This is a genomic window from Roseovarius sp. B-10, from assembly GCF_056859295.1.
This window is the reverse complement of record NZ_JBSXOE010000044.1, coordinates 177,162-192,913: the sequence shown is the minus strand read 5'-3', so window position 1 is coordinate 192,913 and position 15,752 is coordinate 177,162. Positions and strand designations below refer to the sequence as shown.

Sequence of the window (15,752 nt, the reverse complement as noted above, 5' to 3'; positions counted from 1 at the left end):
CGGATATGTACGCCATCTCGCTCACCTCGATCCCGCCGCGCTACCCGCACCTCGGCCCGGTCCTGGCCAGCCTGCTCGCCCAGCGCCCGCCGCCTGCCCGCGTGATCCTCGCCCTGCCCGATGTCCCTGCGCGCTTTGCCGCCGCGCCGCCACCGGACACGCCCGAAGGGGTCGAGACATGGCTCCTGCCCCGCGACGAGGGTCCGGCCACCAAGGCGCTGCCTGCCGCGCGCGCGCTGACCGGCCATATCGACCGGCTGATCTATTGCGACGATGACTGGCTCATGCCCCCCGGCTGGGCCGCCGCCCTGCTCGACGCCACCACCGACCGCCATGCCGCCGCCGCCGCCGGCTTCGGCCTCGACCGGCTCAAACGGCACGGCCACCGCGCCCCCGCTCCCGGCCTCACCGATATCGCGCAGGGTTTCGCCGGGGTCTGCATCCGCCCCGAATGGCTCGCCGGTCCGGGTTGCACCCCGCCACCTGCCGCGTGGCCTGTCGACGATATCTGGCTCTCGGCCCAGCTTGCCCGGCAGGGCATCAGTATCCGCCTCGCCCCTGCCGCGCGCACGGGCATGCGCCATGCCTTCGACGACGCCCACGCCCTGCAAGACGCGGTCATCGACGGGCGCGACCGCCCCACCGCCAACCGCGCCTGCATGGACGAGATCACCGCGCGCTACGGCCTCTGGCCGCCCGCGCCCTGAGCCGCGGCCAGCACCGCCCGCGCCGCCCGGCCCTCGATATCGGCATAGCCTGCCGCCACGGCGCGCGCCCGCGCCAGCGCCTCCGCCCGTGCGGCGAAATCCGCCTCCGACATTGCCACCACCGCGCGCTGCACGTCCTCCAGCCCGTCGCAGACCACCATCGCGCCGATGTCGAAGAACCGCCCGATATCCGGCGCGCCCCAGTAGATCGGCACCGTCCCGCACAGCAGCGCATCCACCAGTTTCTCGCTGAAATAGCCCGGCTCGCGCACGTTCTCGATCACCACCGAGTAGCGGTATGGCGCCAGCCCCTCGGCCTTCTCGCTGAACGGGCGGTATCCCATCCCCATGACCTCGACATCCGCGCGCGCCTCGCGCGCCCAGTCCACCACCGCGTGGCGCAGCCGGTGCCCCGGTTGCGACCGCTTGGCCGAGGCGATCAGCGAACACATCGCGCGCTTCTCGCACGACACATCGCGCCAGTGCGGCACCCAGGTGCCCCCCATCGGAAACTCTACCGCGTTCGGCAAGGCCGCGATCAGGCCCGGGTCGCCGGTCAGCACACGAAAAAACCGCCGGTGGCTGAATAGCTGCAAGAGCCGCATGTGATGGCCGTGGATCGCGCGCGGCTCACGGAACAGCAGCGACACCCGCGCCCGCGTGCCGAAACCGGGGCGCAGGTGCAGCGTGTTGCGCGGCGGCACGATCAGGTGATCGTCGCGGTCCAGATCGCCCAGCACCCCGCCCTCGATGCCCGCCGGCACGCCCAGCGGCCAGCCGAGAGACGCCAGCGGCAGGCGCGCAGGCGTCACGCCCAGCGCCTGCCCATATGGCAGGATTGCAACCCTCGGGGATGTCACGCGCGCTGTCCTTTCCGGCCCCCATGTTCTCGCCTCATAGGCGCAAAGGGCCGGGCAAGGCAATCAGTGAACGGCGACCGGCTCCATGTCGTTCTGCCGCGCGAGGAAATAGGCCAACTTGCGGTCCGCCACCAACGCCAGCCGCTCTCCCTCGGTGCTGTGCACCGCGTAGAGCGTCTTGTGGTCACCGACCTGCGCACGCATCTCCTCGGGCAGGTCATCCGCCTTCACGGTGCGCACATAGACGATGGGCCGCCCGGCGCTCGTGTCGAAGTCGGTGTCGAAATCGTATTTCGTGTCCATGATCGCTTACCCCTTTGTGATCCTGACCCGCTGCACGACCGGTTCCGGCTCGATGCGCCGCAGATCGACATGCAGCAGTCCGTTTTCGATGATCGCCTCGCCCACCTCGACGCCGTCGGCCAGCACGAAAGAGCGCTGGAACTGACGCCCCGCGATGCCGCGATGGAGGAACACGCGCTCCGCGTTCCCGTCCGCCTGCCGCCCGCGAATGACCAGTTGGCGGTCCTCCACGGTGATCGACAGATCATCCTCCGAGAACCCCGCCACGGCCAGCGTGATGCGATAGGAATTGGGCGAAGTCTGCTCGATGTTGAAGGGCGGATAGCCCTCGTTGCCGGATTTGGCACTGCGTTCCAGCAGCCGCTCAAGCTGCTCGAAACCCAGAAGGTAGGGGTGCGACCCCAGTGAAAGCTTTGTCATCGACACGTCCTTGGCTAAGCGACCGTCCATTTCGCCGGGCCCCGCAACGGCGACCCGACGAGCAAAATATGGGGACGGAACCCGCCCCGCGCAAGCCCTTTGCGAACCCGCCCGGATCGGCTATTCTATGCGCCCGGCATCAAGAGAGGACCCGCTTGCCATGAACGCCTATAGCGACCTTTCGATGAAAACCGACGAGGTCCTGCGCGTCGAGCTGGAAGAGTTCCGCCGCGAACACGCCGATCTCGACGCGGCCATCCGCGCGCTTCAGGAACGGCCCACCGCCGACCAGCTCACCCTGCAACGGTTCAAGAAGAAAAAGCTCTGGCTGCGCGACATGATCGCCCGGATAGAGGACCGGCTCTACCCCGACATCATTGCGTAACCCCCCGTCATGGGTATAGTGCGCGCTCCAAATCAGGGGGCGCGAATGACAGGCGTGAAGATCGGCATCATCATGGGCAGCCAGTCCGACTGGCCCACCATGCGCGAGACGGCACAGATACTCGACGATCTGGGCGTGGCCTACGAGACGCGCATCGTCTCGGCGCATCGCACCCCCGACCGGCTCTGGGACTATGGCCGCGACGCCGCCGGGCGCGGGCTCAAGGCGATCATCGCCGGCGCGGGCGGGGCGGCGCACTTGCCCGGCATGATGGCGTCCAAGACCCGCGTGCCGGTGATCGGCGTGCCGATTCAGACCCGCGCGCTCTCAGGGCTCGACAGCCTCTACTCCATCGTGCAGATGCCCCGCGGCTACCCCGTGGCAACGATGGCCATCGGCGCGGCCGGCGCGGCCAATGCCGGGCTGATGGCCGCCGCGATTCTCGCCAATGAGGATGCCGCTCTGGCACAACGCCTCGACGACTGGCGCGCCGCGCTTTCTGCCTCGATCCCCGAAGAGCCCCGCGATGAGTGATCCCCACGCCTCCCTCGCCCCCGGCGCCACCATCGGCATCCTGGGCGGTGGCCAGCTTGGCCGGATGCTCTCGGTCGCGGCCGCCCGGCTCGGCTTCAAGACCTGCATCTTCGAGCCCGCCGCCGACTGCCCGGCCAGCCACGTCGCGAATGTCCACTTCAAGGCCCCCTACGAGGACGAGGACGCCCTGCGCGCCTTTGCCGCCGCCTGCGATGTCGTCACCTTCGAGTTCGAGAACATCCCCGCCGCCGCGCTCGACCTGCTTTCCGGCCTCGCGCCCGTGCGCCCGGGCCGCCGCGCCCTCAAGGTCAGCCAGGACCGGCTTGTGGAAAAGGCCGCGCTCACCGATCTCGGCCTCGCCACCGCCCCCTTTGCCGCCGTGGACGATGCCGAGGATCTCGCCGAGGCGCTGGCAGAAATCGGCGCGCCGGGCATCCTCAAGACCCGCCGCTTCGGCTATGATGGCAAGGGGCAGGTGCGCGTCGATTCCCCCGAAGGCGCCGCCGCCGCGCTAGAGGAAATGGCCGGTCAGCCGGCCATCTACGAGGGGTTCGTCGCCTTCTCGCACGAGGTCTCGGTGATCGCCGCGCGCGGTCTCTCGGGCGAGGTCGCCTGTTATGACCCCGGCGAGAACGTGCACGAGGGCGGCATCCTGCGCCGCACCACCGTGCCCGCGCGCCTCTCTGCGGCACAGCGCGCCGACGCCGCGCTGCTCGCGGGCCGCATCCTCAACGCGCTCGATTACGTCGGCGTCATGGGGGTAGAGCTTTTCGTCACGCCCGAGGCGCTCATCGTCAACGAGATCGCGCCGCGGGTGCACAATTCCGGCCACTGGACGCAGGCGGGCTGTGCCGTCGACCAGTTCGAGCAGCACATCCGCGCGGTGGCGGGCCTGCCGCTCGGCGACGGCAGCCGCCACGCCGACGCGGAGATGGAGAACCTCATCGGTTCGGACATCGACCGCCTGCCCGACCTGCTGCGCGACCCGCGCGCGGCGATCCACCTCTACGGCAAGGCCGAGGCCCGCCCCGGGCGCAAGATGGGCCATGTCAACCGCGTGACGGGTGCGGCGGGGTAGAGCATGTTGCTCAAAAGTGGGAACCGGTTTTGAGCTTCTTGAACATGCAAAATCAAAGAGTTAGAGCGTATCGCGCGAATGCGAATGATCGCGACACGATAACAGGCGTTACAGCCACCAGCGCGGTCGGTCGTGGCGCGCCAGCCAGCCACCGACGCTGAAGTGATCGCGCCGGATCAGCAGCACCAGCGCGATGAATGCCCCCAGCACCGCCAGGTCGATCACCTGGTTGCGATTCACCGGAAAGCCCCGGTCATTGAGCGCGAAGGGATCGACAAACCCCTCCCAGCGGCGGGTGACGGTAAAGACATGCATCACCAGCAGGCTGCCATAGCTCAGATACCGCAGCACCCCGAGCGCCACCAGCGCGCACAGCGCAATCTGCACCCAGCCGCCCAGCATGACCTGGCCCACGCTCACCTCGACCCCGTCGAAATGCCGCGCAAGGTTCTGGTACTGCTTGGGCGTGATGATCTTGTGCGCCGCCCACAAAAAGATGAACCAAGCCAGCCCCAGCCGCAGGATCAGCAGCGCCAGTCCATCCAGCTTGTCCTGCGGGCTCAGGCGGGTGGCATCCATGGTGATCCGGCTCCGTCGCGTGGCATGATGCACCAAGGGCTAGCTGGACCGGCGTATGCGCGCAAATCACAGCTTGGCGATGGTTTGTGTCAGCCGCCATGCGCCGCGCGGCTGTCCCCGGGGGCCTCTGCGCGCTCGAACTTGCCATAGTCGCGAATCACGCTCACCACCCGCAGGCGGTAATCGTCGAACATCACATCGCGGCCCGCCTTCTGCGCGCCGCGATGCGCCTCCAGTTGCCGCCACTGCGCGACCGCGGCCTCGTCCTCCCAGAACGACAGCGACAAGAGCTTGCCGGGCTGCGTGAGGCTCTGGAACCGCTCGACGCTGATGAAGCCCGGCACCGCCTCGGCCAGGGGCCGCATCTTCGCCGCCACTTCCAGGTAGGGGTCGGTCTGTCCCTCGCCGGGGATCACCTCGAATATCACCGCGATCATCGTATTTGCCTCCCTTGGCTTGCGCGCACGGGGGGGCACCGTGCGCTCCCGGGGTCGAACCTCGCGGTTCGCGCGCCGAACCGCAAGGTTCGTGAAATCGCCATCAGACCAGATTGCACGCCGGCTAGGTCCAGTCTACCATTCCCGCATGGCGATCCCTGTCGAAACCTTTTTCCTCGCTCCCGACGCCGAGGGCACGCTGCAGGCGCAGATCCGGCAGATGATCGCGCAAGGAATCCTGTCAGGCCGGTTCCGCAAGGGAGAAAAGCTCCCCTCTTCGCGCCGTCTCGCCGCGCATCTTGGCGTCAGCCGTATCACCGTGACGTTCGCGCTGACCGAGTTGCAGGCCAGCGATTACCTCGAAAGCCGCGATAGGTCCGGCTACTATGTCTCTGAAAACGCACCAGAACCTCCGGCCTTCGCCGATCCCGTCCCGCGCAGCGAGACGATCGACTGGACGCGCGCGCTGGGGCGGCGCTACAGCGATGGCGACACCCCGGAAAAGCCGCTCGACTGGGCGCGCTACCCCTACCCGTTCATCTACGGCCAGACCGATCCGCAGCTCTTCGACCACGCCAACTGGCGGCAATGCGCGCTGCGGGCACTGGGGGCGCGGGATTTCCACGCGCTAAGCGCCGATCACTACGACCGCGACGACCCCAAGCTCGTCGAATTCATCGCCCGCCACATCCTGCCACGCCGCGGAATTCTCGCCCAACCCTCTGAAATCCTTATAACAATGGGGGCGCAAAACGCGCTCTGGCTGGCCGCGCAGGTGCTGCTGACGCAGCGCCGAACCGCGGTGATCGAGAACCCGTGCTACCACGCGCTGCGCGACATCCTCACCCAATCGCGTTGTCACCTCCACCCTGTGAAAGTGGATCGTGACGGCCTGCCCCCCGAGGCGCTGCCGCGCCACGCCGACGTGATCTTCACCACGCCCAGCCACCAGTCGCCCACCAACGCCACCATGCCGCTCGACCGCCGCCGCGCGCTGCTCGCGCAAGCCGCCGAGCGCGAGGCGCTCATCGTCGAGGACGATTACGAGTTCGAGATGGCCTTTCTCCACCCCCCTCTCCCGGCGCTCAAGTCGCTCGATACGGAAGGTAGGGTCATCTACGTGGGCTCTTTTTCCAAGTCGGTTTTCCCAGGGTTGCGCCTTGGATATCTCGTTGGATCAAAAGCGTTTATTCGCGAGGCGCGGGCGCTGCGCGCCTCGGTTTTGCGGCATCCGCCGGGCCTGATGCAGCGCACCGCCGCCTATTTCCTCAGCCTCGGCCACTACGACAGCCTGATCCGCCGCATGGCGCGGGTGTTCGCCGGTCGGCGAGAGGTGATGGAGACGGCACTCGCGGCGCACGGGCTCGACATCGCCGGGCGCGGCGCATTCGGCGGCTCGTCGATCTGGATGCAGGCCCCCCGCGACGTGGACACCTCGCGTCTTGACGCCCGGCTGCGGGCGCGGGGCGTGCTCATCGAGCCGGGCGCGCCGTTCTTCCACGGGCCGGATCGCCCGCACAATTTCTACCGGCTGGCCTATTCCTCGATACCGTCCGATCGCATCGCCGAGGGGATCGGACGGCTGGCCGCTGAATTGGACATCTGGTCAGGCCACGGGGCGGGACTTCCAGAGTGATATTTATCATCTTAGAATCAATAGATTATCAAAAGATAAACATCTTCTTTCTCGATTCACTTGAACAATAAACTCGATTAATGATACTTCTGTTCTCAATAATTTACTATCTTGGTCATAGCTGACGCCTCAATCTGGCCCTACTCGGCCTGCCGTCTCCCGGCTAGGGTCCGCATGACCGGACATGCCTCGCGCGCCACCCGCGCCCCAGCCCCAAGGAGCCCCCAATGAAGATGACCACCGAAGAAGCCTTTGTGAAAACCCTGCAACGGCATGGAATCAAACATGCTTTCGGCATCATCGGATCGGCCATGATGCCGATCTCGGACCTGTTCCCGCGCGCCGGGATCACCTTCTGGGACTGCGCCCACGAGGGTAGCGCCGGGATGATGGCCGATGGCTACACCCGCGCCTGCGGCGAGATGTCGATGATGATCGCGCAGAACGGCCCCGGCATCACCAATTTCGTCACCGCCGTGAAAACCGCCTACTGGAATCACACCCCGCTGCTGCTGGTCACCCCGCAGGCCGCCAACAAGACCATCGGCCAGGGCGGCTTCCAGGAGGTCGAGCAGATGAAACTGTTCGAGGACATGGTCGCCTACCAAGAGGAAGTGCGCGATCCCTCCCGCGTGGTCGAGGTGCTCAACCGCGTGATCCTCAAGGCAAAACGCGCCTCCGCCCCGGCCCAGATCAACGTGCCGCGTGATTTCTGGACGCAGGTGGTGGATATCGACCTGCCCGATGCGCTGGAATTCGAGCGCCCCTCGGGCGGCGAAACCGCGATCGCCGAAGCGGCCGCCCTGCTTAGCGACGCGAAATTCCCCGTGATCCTCAACGGCGCGGGCGTGGTGCTGGCGGATGGCATCGACGCCTCGCGCAAGTTGGCCGAGCGGCTGGATGCTCCGGTCTGCGTGGGCTATCAGCACAACGACGCCTTCCCCGGCTCTCACCCGCTTTTCGCCGGGCCGCTGGGCTATAACGGCTCCAAGGCGGGGATGGAGCTGATCTCCAAGGCCGATGTCGTGCTCTGCCTTGGCACGCGGCTCAACCCGTTCTCGACCCTGCCGGGCTACGGCATCGACTACTGGCCCAAGGACGCGAAAATCATCCAAGTCGATCTCAACCCAGACCGCATCGGCCTGACCAAGAAGGTCACCGTCGGCATCGTCGGCGATGCAAAGAAGGTCGCCGAGGGCATCCTCGCGCGCCTCTCCGACACCGCGGGAGATACCGACCGGGACGAACGCAAGGCACTGATCACAAACACAAAATCCACTTGGGCGCAGCAGCTTTCCTCGATGGATCACGAGGATGACGACCCCGGCACCACCTGGAACGAGCGCGCCCGCGCCGACAAACCCGACTGGATGAGCCCGCGCATGGCGTGGCGCGCCATTCAGGCTGCTCTGCCCAAGGAGGCGATCATATCGTCGGATATTGGCAACAACTGTGCCATCGGCAACGCCTACCCCTCCTTCGAGGAAGGGCGCAAGTACCTCGCCCCCGGCCTGTTTGGTCCCTGCGGCTATGGCCTGCCCGCCATCGTCGGTGCCAAGATCGCCTGCCGGGACGTGCCGGTGGTCGGCTTTGCCGGTGACGGGGCCTTCGGCATCGCGGTCAACGAACTCACCGCCATCGGCCGCGAGGAATGGCCGCCGGTGACCCAGATCGTTTTCCGCAACTACCAGTGGGGCGCGGAAAAGCGCAACTCGACCCTGTGGTTCCATGACAATTTCGTTGGCACCGAGCTTGACGAGAAGGTCAGTTATGCAGGAATCGCAAAGGCTTGTGGCCTCAAGGGCGTGCAGGTCAAGACGATGGAGGCGCTCACCGACGCGCTCGACCAGGCGATCAAGGACCAGATGGAAAACAACACCACGACCCTGATCGAGGTGCTGCTCAACCAGGAACTGGGCGAGCCGTTCCGCCGCGACGCGATGAAAGAGCCCGTCGCCGTGGCCGGGATAGACCCCGCCGACATGCGCGCACAGCAGGTCTGAGCCGATGACGGACCCGGCAAGCGGTGATCTCGTACTGGTCCTGAATGCCGGGTCCTCGTCGATCAAGCTCGCCGTCTTCGACGGCGGGCTTGCTGAACGGCTGAGCGGTATCGCCGACGGCATCGGCGGCGCGGGCCTGTTGAAAATCGACGGGCATGCCTCCGCACATGCCCTGCCCGATCACGCAACGGCCCTGAAATCCATCCTCCAGGAACTTGATAATCATGGATTTCCCCTTGCCCGCTTTCGCGCCGCGGCGCATCGCGTGGTGCATGGCGGCACCGAGCTGACGGCGCCGGTGCGTGTCACCCCCGACACCATCGCCGCCATCGATCGGTGCGCCGCCCTCGCGCCCCTCCACAACCCCCACAACCTCGCCGCCATCGAGACGCTGGCGCGCCTCGCCCCGAGGCTTCCGCAGACCGCCAGCTTCGACACCGCGTTTCACGCCACCAACCCCGAGGTTGCCCTGCGCTATGCCTTGGCGCCCGAGATCGAAGCGCGCGGCATCCGCCGCTACGGCTTTCACGGCACCTCCTATGCCTCGGTGGTGCGCACCCTGCCGGGGATCACCGGCGCCCCCCTGCCCGCGCGGCTGCTGGCGCTTCACCTCGGCAACGGGGCCTCGATCTGCGCCATCCGCGACGGCAGATCAATCGCCACAACCATGGGATACTCGCCGCTCGGCGGGCTAACGATGGGCACCCGCACGGGCGAGATCGACGGCAACGCCGTGCTGCGTCTGGCTGCAGAGGACGGGATCGCAGCCACTCATGAATTGCTGAACAAGAACAGCGGGTTACTCGGTCTATCTGGTGGGCATTCGGACATGCGCGCGCTGCTTGGCGACGACAGCGACGAGAGCCGCTTCGCCATCAACCATTTCTGCTACTGGGCCGTCCGCCACGCGGGCTCGCTCGTCGCCGCGATGGAGGGGCTCGACGCCGTGGCCTTCACCGGCGGCATCGGCGAGAACGCTGCCCCCATTCGTGCGCGTATCATGGCCGGGCTGGGCTGGCTCGGGTTGCGGGCGGACACGGCGGCCAACGACAGCGGCAGACCGCGCCTGCACGCGCCGGATTCGGCGATCGCAGCCTGGATCGTTCCAGCGCAGGAGGAACGCATGATCGCCGCCGACGCACTGGCGCTGCTCGACACATCCGCATGATGAAAACGAAACGCTGTGCCGCCAGTTTCAGAAAGAGCGAAACGCATGTTCACGGAACGCGAAGATTACAGAATACGGGTCGCACCGGCCCGCAGCCTGGCCTAACGTCGGGCCAAGGGAGGACAGGCCGCCAATGACACAGCAACCCCGTATCGACACGTCTCCGCACGTCTCCGACGAGGTGCGCAAGACCACCTGCTACATGTGCGCCTGCCGCTGCGGGATCAACGTGCACATGAAGGGCGGCAAGGTGGCCTATATCGAGGGAAACCGCGATCACCCTGTCAACAAGGGCGTGCTCTGCGCCAAGGGCTCCGCCGGGATCATGCAGGTCAACGCCCCCTCGCGCCTGCGCGCGCCGCTCAAACGTGTGGGCCCCCGCGGCTCGGGTGAGTTCGAGGAAATTTCCTGGGACGAGGCCTTGCAGATCGCCTGCGACTGGCTGGCGCCGATCCGCAAGAGCGACCCGTCCAAGCTCGCCTTCTTCACCGGGCGCGATCAGAGCCAGAGCTTCACCGGCTACTGGGCGCAGAATTTCGGCACGCCGAATTTCGCGGCGCATGGCGGCTTCTGCTCGGTCAACATGGCCGCCGGGGGCATCTACACGATGGGCGGCGCGTTCTGGGAATTCGGCCAGCCGGATTGGGACCACACCAAGCTCTTCATGCTGTTCGGCGTGGCCGAGGATCACGACAGCAACCCGATCAAGATGGGAATCGGCAAGATCAAGGCGCGCGGCGCGCGGGTGATCGGGGTGAACCCGATCCGCTCGGGCTATAACGCCGTGGCCGACGATTGGGTGGGCATCACGCCGGGCACCGATGGCCTCTTCATCCTGTCGCTGATCCACGAACTGATGCGCGCGGGCAAGATCGACCTCGACTACCTCGCCCGCTACACCAACGCGCCGGTTCTGGTGAACGCCGACCCGGACTCGCCCGAGCACGGGCTTTTCCTACGCGATACCGACGGAAAACCGACAGTCATCGACCGCAACACCGGCAAGCTCACGGCCTTTGATACCCCCGGCGTGCGCCCCGATCTTGGTGCCACCCACGAGGTCGATGGCATCACGCATCGCCCGGTGATGCACCTGATGGCCGAGCGTTATCTCGAGCCCCAATACGCCCCCGAGGCGGTGGCCGGCCGCTGCGGCGTCACCCCCGACAAGATCCGCCGCATCGCCGCCGAGATCGCCCGCGTGGCATTCGAGGAGGAAATCACCCTCGATCACGAATGGACCGATTTCCGCGGCGAGACGCACAAGACCATGACCGGCCGCCCGGTCAGCTTCCACGCCATGCGTGGAATATCCGCCCATTCCAATGGCTTCCAGACGGCCCGCGCGCTTCATGTGCTGCAAATCATCCTCGGCACGGTCGAGGTGCCCGGCGGCTTCCGCTTCAAGCCGCCCTACCCCAAGCCGGTCAGCGCCCACCCCACGCCGCATTGCAAGAGCGCCCCGAACAGCCCGCTCGACGGCCCGCATCTGGGCTTCGTGCGTGGTCCCGAAGACCTCGCGCTCAAGGAGGATGGCAGCCCCGCCCGCATCGACAAGGCGTTTACCTGGGAAAACCCGATGTCGGCACACGGGCTGATGCACATGGTCATCTCCAACGCTCATGCCGGCGATCCCTACAAGATCGACACGCTGTTCATGTACATGGCCAACATGTCGTGGAATTCCTCGATGAACACGCGCGGCGTGATGGAGATGCTGACCGACACGGACGAGACCGGCGAGTATGTCATCCCCCACATCATCTACTCGGATGCCTACAGCTCGGAAATGGTGGCCTATGCCGACCTGATCCTGCCCGACACCACCTATCTCGAACGCCACGATTGCATCTCGCTTCTTGACCGCCCGATCTGCGAGGCGGATGCGGCGGCGGACGCGATCCGCTGGCCGGTGGTGGAGCCGGACCGTGACGTGCGCGGCTTTCAGACGGTGCTGGTGCAACTGGCCAACAAGCTGAAATTGCCGGGCTTTACAACCGAGGACGGCACGCCGCGCTACCGCGATTACGCCGATTACATGGTCAAGCACGAACGCAAGCCGGGTATCGGCCCCCTCTCGGGCTTTCGCGGCAATGGCGATGACGTCGGTCGCGGCGCGCCCAATCCCGCACAGCTTGACCGCTATATCGAGAATGGCGGCTTCTTCGTCAGCCACATTCCCGAGGGCGCAAATTACTACAAGCCGTGGAACATGGCCTACCAGGACTGGGCCGTGGGAATGGGCATTTTCGACACGCCCCAACCCTACATCTTCGACCTGTACGCCGAACCGATGCGCCGCTTCCAGCTCGCCGCCGAAGGTTACGGCGACCGCCAGCCACCCGATCACCTGCGCGACCGGATCAAATCCACCATGGACCCGCTGCCGATCTGGTATCCGCCACTCGAAGATGACAGCATCGACACCGAGGAATTCCCAATCCACGCCCTGACGCAACGTCCGATGGCGATGTATCACTCCTGGGGCACGCAGAACGCCTGGCTGCGGCAAATCCACGGCGAGAACCCGCTCTACCTGCCCACGAAACTGTGGGAGGAGCACGGGTTCCGCGACGGCGACTGGGCGCGCGTCACCTCGACACATGGCGAGATCACCGTGCCGGTGGCGCACATGGCGGCACTCAACGAGAACACCGTCTGGACCTGGAACGCCATCGGCAAGCGCAAGGGCGCCTGGGCGCTCTCCGAGGATGCCCCCGAGGCCACCCGCGGCTTTCTGCTCAACCACCTCATCCACGAGCTGCTGCCCGAGAAGGGCGATGGCCTGCGCTGGTCCAACTCCGATCCGATCACCGGTCAGGCGGCGTGGTTCGACCTGCGGGTAAGGATCGAGAAGGTCCAAGCGCCGACAGAGTCGCAACCGGCCTTCGCCCCGGTCAAATCGCCGGTGGGGCAAGGCCCCGATCACCTGGAATGGAAGGTCGGGAAATGAGCGGCAAGACACTGACGTTGCTCGCCATCCTGGCCTTTGTCGCCTTCGGCATCGGCTCTTTCATCTGGTTCATCGCCACATGGGACAAGACCCGCGAAGCGCCGATGAGCACCCGACCCCACACCGTTGAGGAGCGCGCCGCATGACAACGCTTCCCGAAACCACGACCCGGAAACTCGGCCTCGTGATCGACCTCGACACCTGCGTCGGCTGTCATGCCTGCGTGGTGTCCTGCAAGGGCTGGAATACCGAGAATTACGGCGCGCCGCTCAGCGATCAAGAGCCCTACGGCGCCGATCCCTCCGGCACCTTCCTCAACCGCGTGCACAGCTACGAGGTGCAGCCCCTGGCGACCTCCGCGATGCCGCATCCCGCCGCGCAACTCGTGCACTTCCCCAAGTCCTGCCTGCATTGCGAGGATGCGCCCTGCGTCACCGTCTGCCCCACTGGCGCGAGCTACAAACGGGTGGAGGACGGGATCGTGCTCGTGAACGAGAGCGATTGCATCGGCTGCGGGCTCTGCGCCTGGGCCTGCCCCTACGGCGCGCGGGAAATGGACGCCGCCGAGGGCGTGATGAAGAAATGCACCCTCTGCGTCGACCGAATCTACAACGACAACCTGCCCGAGGAGGACCGCGTGCCCGCCTGCGTGCGCACCTGCCCGGCGGGTGCGCGGCATTTCGGCGACCTGGGCGACCCCGATAGCGACGTATCCAAACTGGTGGCCGAACGCGGCGGGATGGATCTCATGCCCGAGCAGGGCACCAAACCCGTAAACCAGTACCTGCCGCCGCGCCCGCGCGACACGCTCGACGAGGTCGACGTTCTGGCCCCCCTGCTCGACCCCGTGGCCGAGGAACCCAAGGGCTTCCTCGGCTGGCTCGACCGCACGCTGGAAAGGCTCTGACATGCATCCCGCCCCTTCCGTCATCGCCTTCACCACTCTCTCCGGCGCCGGGTTCGGCCTGTTGTTCTGGCTAGGCCTCGGCCTGCCCGACGTCACCGGCTGGGTGGCCTTCGTCTTCTTCGCCGTGGGCTATGCGCTCGCGGCGGGCGGGCTACTGGCCTCGACCTTCCATCTCGGCCATCCCGAGCGCGCGTGGAAGGCGTTCAGCCAGTGGCGGTCGAGCTGGCTCTCTCGCGAAGGCGTGGCCTCGGTGGCCGCGCTCGTGGTCATGGGCGTCTACGGCGCGGCGCTGGTTTTTCTGGACACGCGGATCGCGCCTCTCGGCTGGCTCGGGGCCGTGCTGGCGCTGGCCACGGTGGTCACGACCTCGATGATCTACGCGCAAATGCGCACCGTGCCGCGCTGGAAAACGCCACTCACCCCGGCGCTGTTCATCGCCGTCTCGCTCGCGGGCGGGGCGCTGCTGGCCGGGCAGGTGACCGCCGCGATGGTGCTGTTGGCGGTGGCGGGGCTGGTGCAGGTGTTGTGGTGGATGCGCGGCGACGGCGCGCTGGCATCAAGCGGCACCGACATGGCCACGGCCACCGGGCTGGGCGGGATCGGCCACGTCCGCGCCTTCGCCCCGCCGCATACCGGCAGCAATTACCTGCTGCGCGAATTCGTCTTCGTGGTGGGGCGTAAGCACGCCGCGAAACTGCGGATGATCGCGCTCGCGCTCGGGTATGCCCTGCCGCTCGTGCTGCTGGCGCTGCCGTTCAGCCACGCCGCAGCGGCGCTGGCCGCGATCAGCCACCTTGTCGGCATCGCCGTGTCGCGCTGGCTGTTCTTCGCCGAGGCCGAGCACGTCGTCGGGCTCTATTACGGGGCGCGCTGACCGCTTAGTCCGCGGCCTCGCGCCACTCGCCACCCTCGGGCGCGCCGCGGTGCGCCCAGAACCGGTTCCAGCGCACACGGATCGCCCACGCCAGCGCGGCGAGCAGCGTCAGAACAACGATGTTGAACCACGGCACGATCCGCGCGTCCGGCCCCTCGACCGGCCAGAGCGAGATCGCGTTGGGATAGATCGACAGGAACTCGTTGCGCCAGCCGTAATGACGGATCGCCACCCATTGCGCGGTCTCCGCCGACTTCTTCGACATCATGTCCGAGGCCTCGGCCTGCAAATTCGACGTGTCGAACTTGAAATAGGGCGGCCAGCCCCAGCCGGTATCCTCGTTGCGATAGATCATCGGGTCGTCATCGGTCAGGAAGGTCTGGATGAAAAACACGTCGCGCTCGGTCGCGTTCACGTTCTCGCCGGTCGCGGCGTTCGACCAAAAGAGCGCGTTATCGCCGGGATTGACCCGCTTTTCATAGGTGTCGGTGATCCGCGCAATATCATGTTGCGGCAGCGTGTAGTGCAGAAAGGCCAGCACCACGATCCAGAAGATCGCCCTGAAGCCCCATTTGACATAGACCATCGCGCGGCCTCCTCAGTTGAAATTCGTGAACCAGATGATGGCCGCCACCGCCGTCACCGGCAGGATGAAGACCAGCCACAAGAGCCTGCGCCGCAAGGACCGCTCGTATTGCGCCATCCCCTCCTCGATATAGGCGTCGCGGTTGCCCGGACGGCCCGCCCCTTCCCAGTCGCGTTCCATTCGTTCGCGATGGGCCGCGCGAAAATACCATGACAGGCCCAGATAGAGCGCGGCGAGGGCGATCCCCCCGAAGATCAGCAGGCGCATCAGCGCGATCATGGTCCCTCCTGGCCGCCAGCCTTGAAAAGCACGCTCCTTGACG

Annotated in this window: 18 protein-coding genes; 11 read left to right on the top strand and 7 right to left on the bottom strand. The window is 66.4% G+C overall.

Annotated elements, in window-relative coordinates; translation table 11 throughout:
• The first annotated feature begins 5 nt into the window (after positions 1–5).
• Positions 6–707 carry a hypothetical protein gene (locus tag AC13D8_RS20160; protein WP_482970310.1) on the top strand — a complete coding sequence of 234 codons (702 nt, stop codon included), beginning with the start codon at positions 6–8 and terminating at the stop codon, positions 705–707.
• Here AC13D8_RS20160 and AC13D8_RS20155 read toward each other — a convergent pair.
• The 3 genes from AC13D8_RS20155 to AC13D8_RS20145 form a co-directional block, all read right to left on the bottom strand.
• The gene (locus AC13D8_RS20155; protein WP_482970309.1) at positions 680–1,567 is read right to left on the bottom strand and encodes a hypothetical protein; all 888 of its coding nucleotides are present in this window, start codon (positions 1,565–1,567) and stop codon (positions 680–682) included. The genes AC13D8_RS20160 and AC13D8_RS20155 overlap by 28 nt on opposite strands.
• Positions 1,568–1,630: 63 nt before the next feature.
• Entirely contained in the window at positions 1,631–1,870 is a 240-nt protein-coding gene (locus tag AC13D8_RS20150) for a DUF1150 family protein (RefSeq protein ID WP_482970308.1), read from the bottom strand.
• 6 nt (positions 1,871–1,876) lie between these two features.
• Positions 1,877–2,290 carry an Hsp20 family protein gene (locus AC13D8_RS20145; protein ID WP_482970307.1) on the bottom strand — a complete coding sequence of 138 codons (414 nt, stop codon included), beginning with the start codon at positions 2,288–2,290 and terminating at the stop codon, positions 1,877–1,879.
• A gap of 160 nt (positions 2,291–2,450) precedes the next feature.
• Between AC13D8_RS20145 and AC13D8_RS20140 the strand changes: the two genes are divergently transcribed.
• Genes AC13D8_RS20140 through AC13D8_RS20130 form a run of 3 tightly spaced genes read left to right on the top strand, consistent with a single transcriptional unit; the run spans position 2,451 to position 4,287 of the window.
• Positions 2,451–2,675, top strand: coding sequence for a YdcH family protein (locus AC13D8_RS20140; protein ID WP_104017661.1), 225 nt, complete (start codon positions 2,451–2,453; stop codon positions 2,673–2,675).
• 45 nt (positions 2,676–2,720) lie between these two features.
• Positions 2,721–3,209 (top strand): 5-(carboxyamino)imidazole ribonucleotide mutase, encoded by a 489-nt coding sequence (gene purE / locus AC13D8_RS20135; protein WP_482970306.1) that lies wholly within the window; start codon positions 2,721–2,723, stop codon positions 3,207–3,209.
• A complete protein-coding gene (locus AC13D8_RS20130) occupies positions 3,202–4,287 on the top strand; it encodes a 5-(carboxyamino)imidazole ribonucleotide synthase (RefSeq protein ID WP_482970305.1) in 1,086 nt (361 codons plus the stop codon). Before purE ends, AC13D8_RS20130 begins: the two co-directional genes overlap by 8 nt.
• 108 nt (positions 4,288–4,395) lie before the next feature.
• On the opposite strand, the gene AC13D8_RS20125 is transcribed toward AC13D8_RS20130, so the two are convergent.
• Entirely contained in the window at positions 4,396–4,866 is a 471-nt protein-coding gene (locus AC13D8_RS20125; protein WP_104017664.1) for a hypothetical protein, read from the bottom strand.
• Positions 4,867–4,955: 89 nt separating this feature from the next.
• The gene (locus AC13D8_RS20120; protein WP_482970304.1) at positions 4,956–5,303 is read right to left on the bottom strand and encodes an antibiotic biosynthesis monooxygenase family protein; all 348 of its coding nucleotides are present in this window, start codon (positions 5,301–5,303) and stop codon (positions 4,956–4,958) included.
• 148 nt (positions 5,304–5,451) lie between these two features.
• Here AC13D8_RS20120 and pdxR point away from each other — a divergent pair, with 148 nt between their 5' ends.
• The 7 genes from pdxR (at position 5,452) to AC13D8_RS20085 (ending at position 14,844) form a co-directional block, all read left to right on the top strand.
• Positions 5,452–6,939 (top strand): MocR-like pyridoxine biosynthesis transcription factor PdxR, encoded by a 1,488-nt coding sequence (gene pdxR, locus AC13D8_RS20115; RefSeq protein ID WP_482970303.1) that lies wholly within the window; start codon positions 5,452–5,454, stop codon positions 6,937–6,939.
• A gap of 227 nt (positions 6,940–7,166) precedes the next feature.
• The gene (xsc, locus tag AC13D8_RS20110; RefSeq protein WP_482970302.1) at positions 7,167–8,942 is read left to right on the top strand and encodes a sulfoacetaldehyde acetyltransferase; all 1,776 of its coding nucleotides are present in this window, start codon (positions 7,167–7,169) and stop codon (positions 8,940–8,942) included.
• 4 nt (positions 8,943–8,946) lie between these two features.
• Positions 8,947–10,110, top strand: a complete 1,164-nt coding sequence (locus tag AC13D8_RS20105; protein WP_482970301.1) for an acetate/propionate family kinase — start codon at positions 8,947–8,949, stop codon at positions 10,108–10,110.
• A 133-nt stretch (positions 10,111–10,243) separates the two neighbouring features.
• Positions 10,244–13,063, top strand: coding sequence for a molybdopterin oxidoreductase family protein (locus AC13D8_RS20100; RefSeq protein ID WP_482970300.1), 2,820 nt, complete (start codon positions 10,244–10,246; stop codon positions 13,061–13,063).
• The gene (locus tag AC13D8_RS20095; protein WP_164989193.1) at positions 13,060–13,209 is read left to right on the top strand and encodes a hypothetical protein; all 150 of its coding nucleotides are present in this window, start codon (positions 13,060–13,062) and stop codon (positions 13,207–13,209) included. The genes AC13D8_RS20100 and AC13D8_RS20095 overlap by 4 nt, the downstream gene beginning before the upstream one ends.
• The gene (locus AC13D8_RS20090) at positions 13,206–13,970 is read left to right on the top strand and encodes a 4Fe-4S dicluster domain-containing protein (RefSeq protein ID WP_129432508.1); all 765 of its coding nucleotides are present in this window, start codon (positions 13,206–13,208) and stop codon (positions 13,968–13,970) included. The genes AC13D8_RS20095 and AC13D8_RS20090 overlap by 4 nt, the downstream gene beginning before the upstream one ends.
• Position 13,971: 1 nt before the next feature.
• The gene (locus tag AC13D8_RS20085; RefSeq protein ID WP_482970299.1) at positions 13,972–14,844 is read left to right on the top strand and encodes a dimethyl sulfoxide reductase anchor subunit family protein; all 873 of its coding nucleotides are present in this window, start codon (positions 13,972–13,974) and stop codon (positions 14,842–14,844) included.
• 4 nt (positions 14,845–14,848) lie between these two features.
• Here AC13D8_RS20085 and AC13D8_RS20080 read toward each other — a convergent pair whose 3' ends face one another.
• Together AC13D8_RS20080 and AC13D8_RS20075 are read right to left on the bottom strand one after the other, a co-directional pair.
• On the bottom strand, positions 14,849–15,430 hold the full coding sequence (locus tag AC13D8_RS20080) for a DUF1523 family protein (protein WP_482970298.1): 582 nt from the start codon (positions 15,428–15,430) through the stop codon (positions 14,849–14,851).
• Positions 15,431–15,442: 12 nt separating this feature from the next.
• Positions 15,443–15,709, bottom strand: coding sequence for a hypothetical protein (locus AC13D8_RS20075; protein ID WP_482970297.1), 267 nt, complete (start codon positions 15,707–15,709; stop codon positions 15,443–15,445).
• Positions 15,710–15,752: the final 43 nt, after the last annotated feature.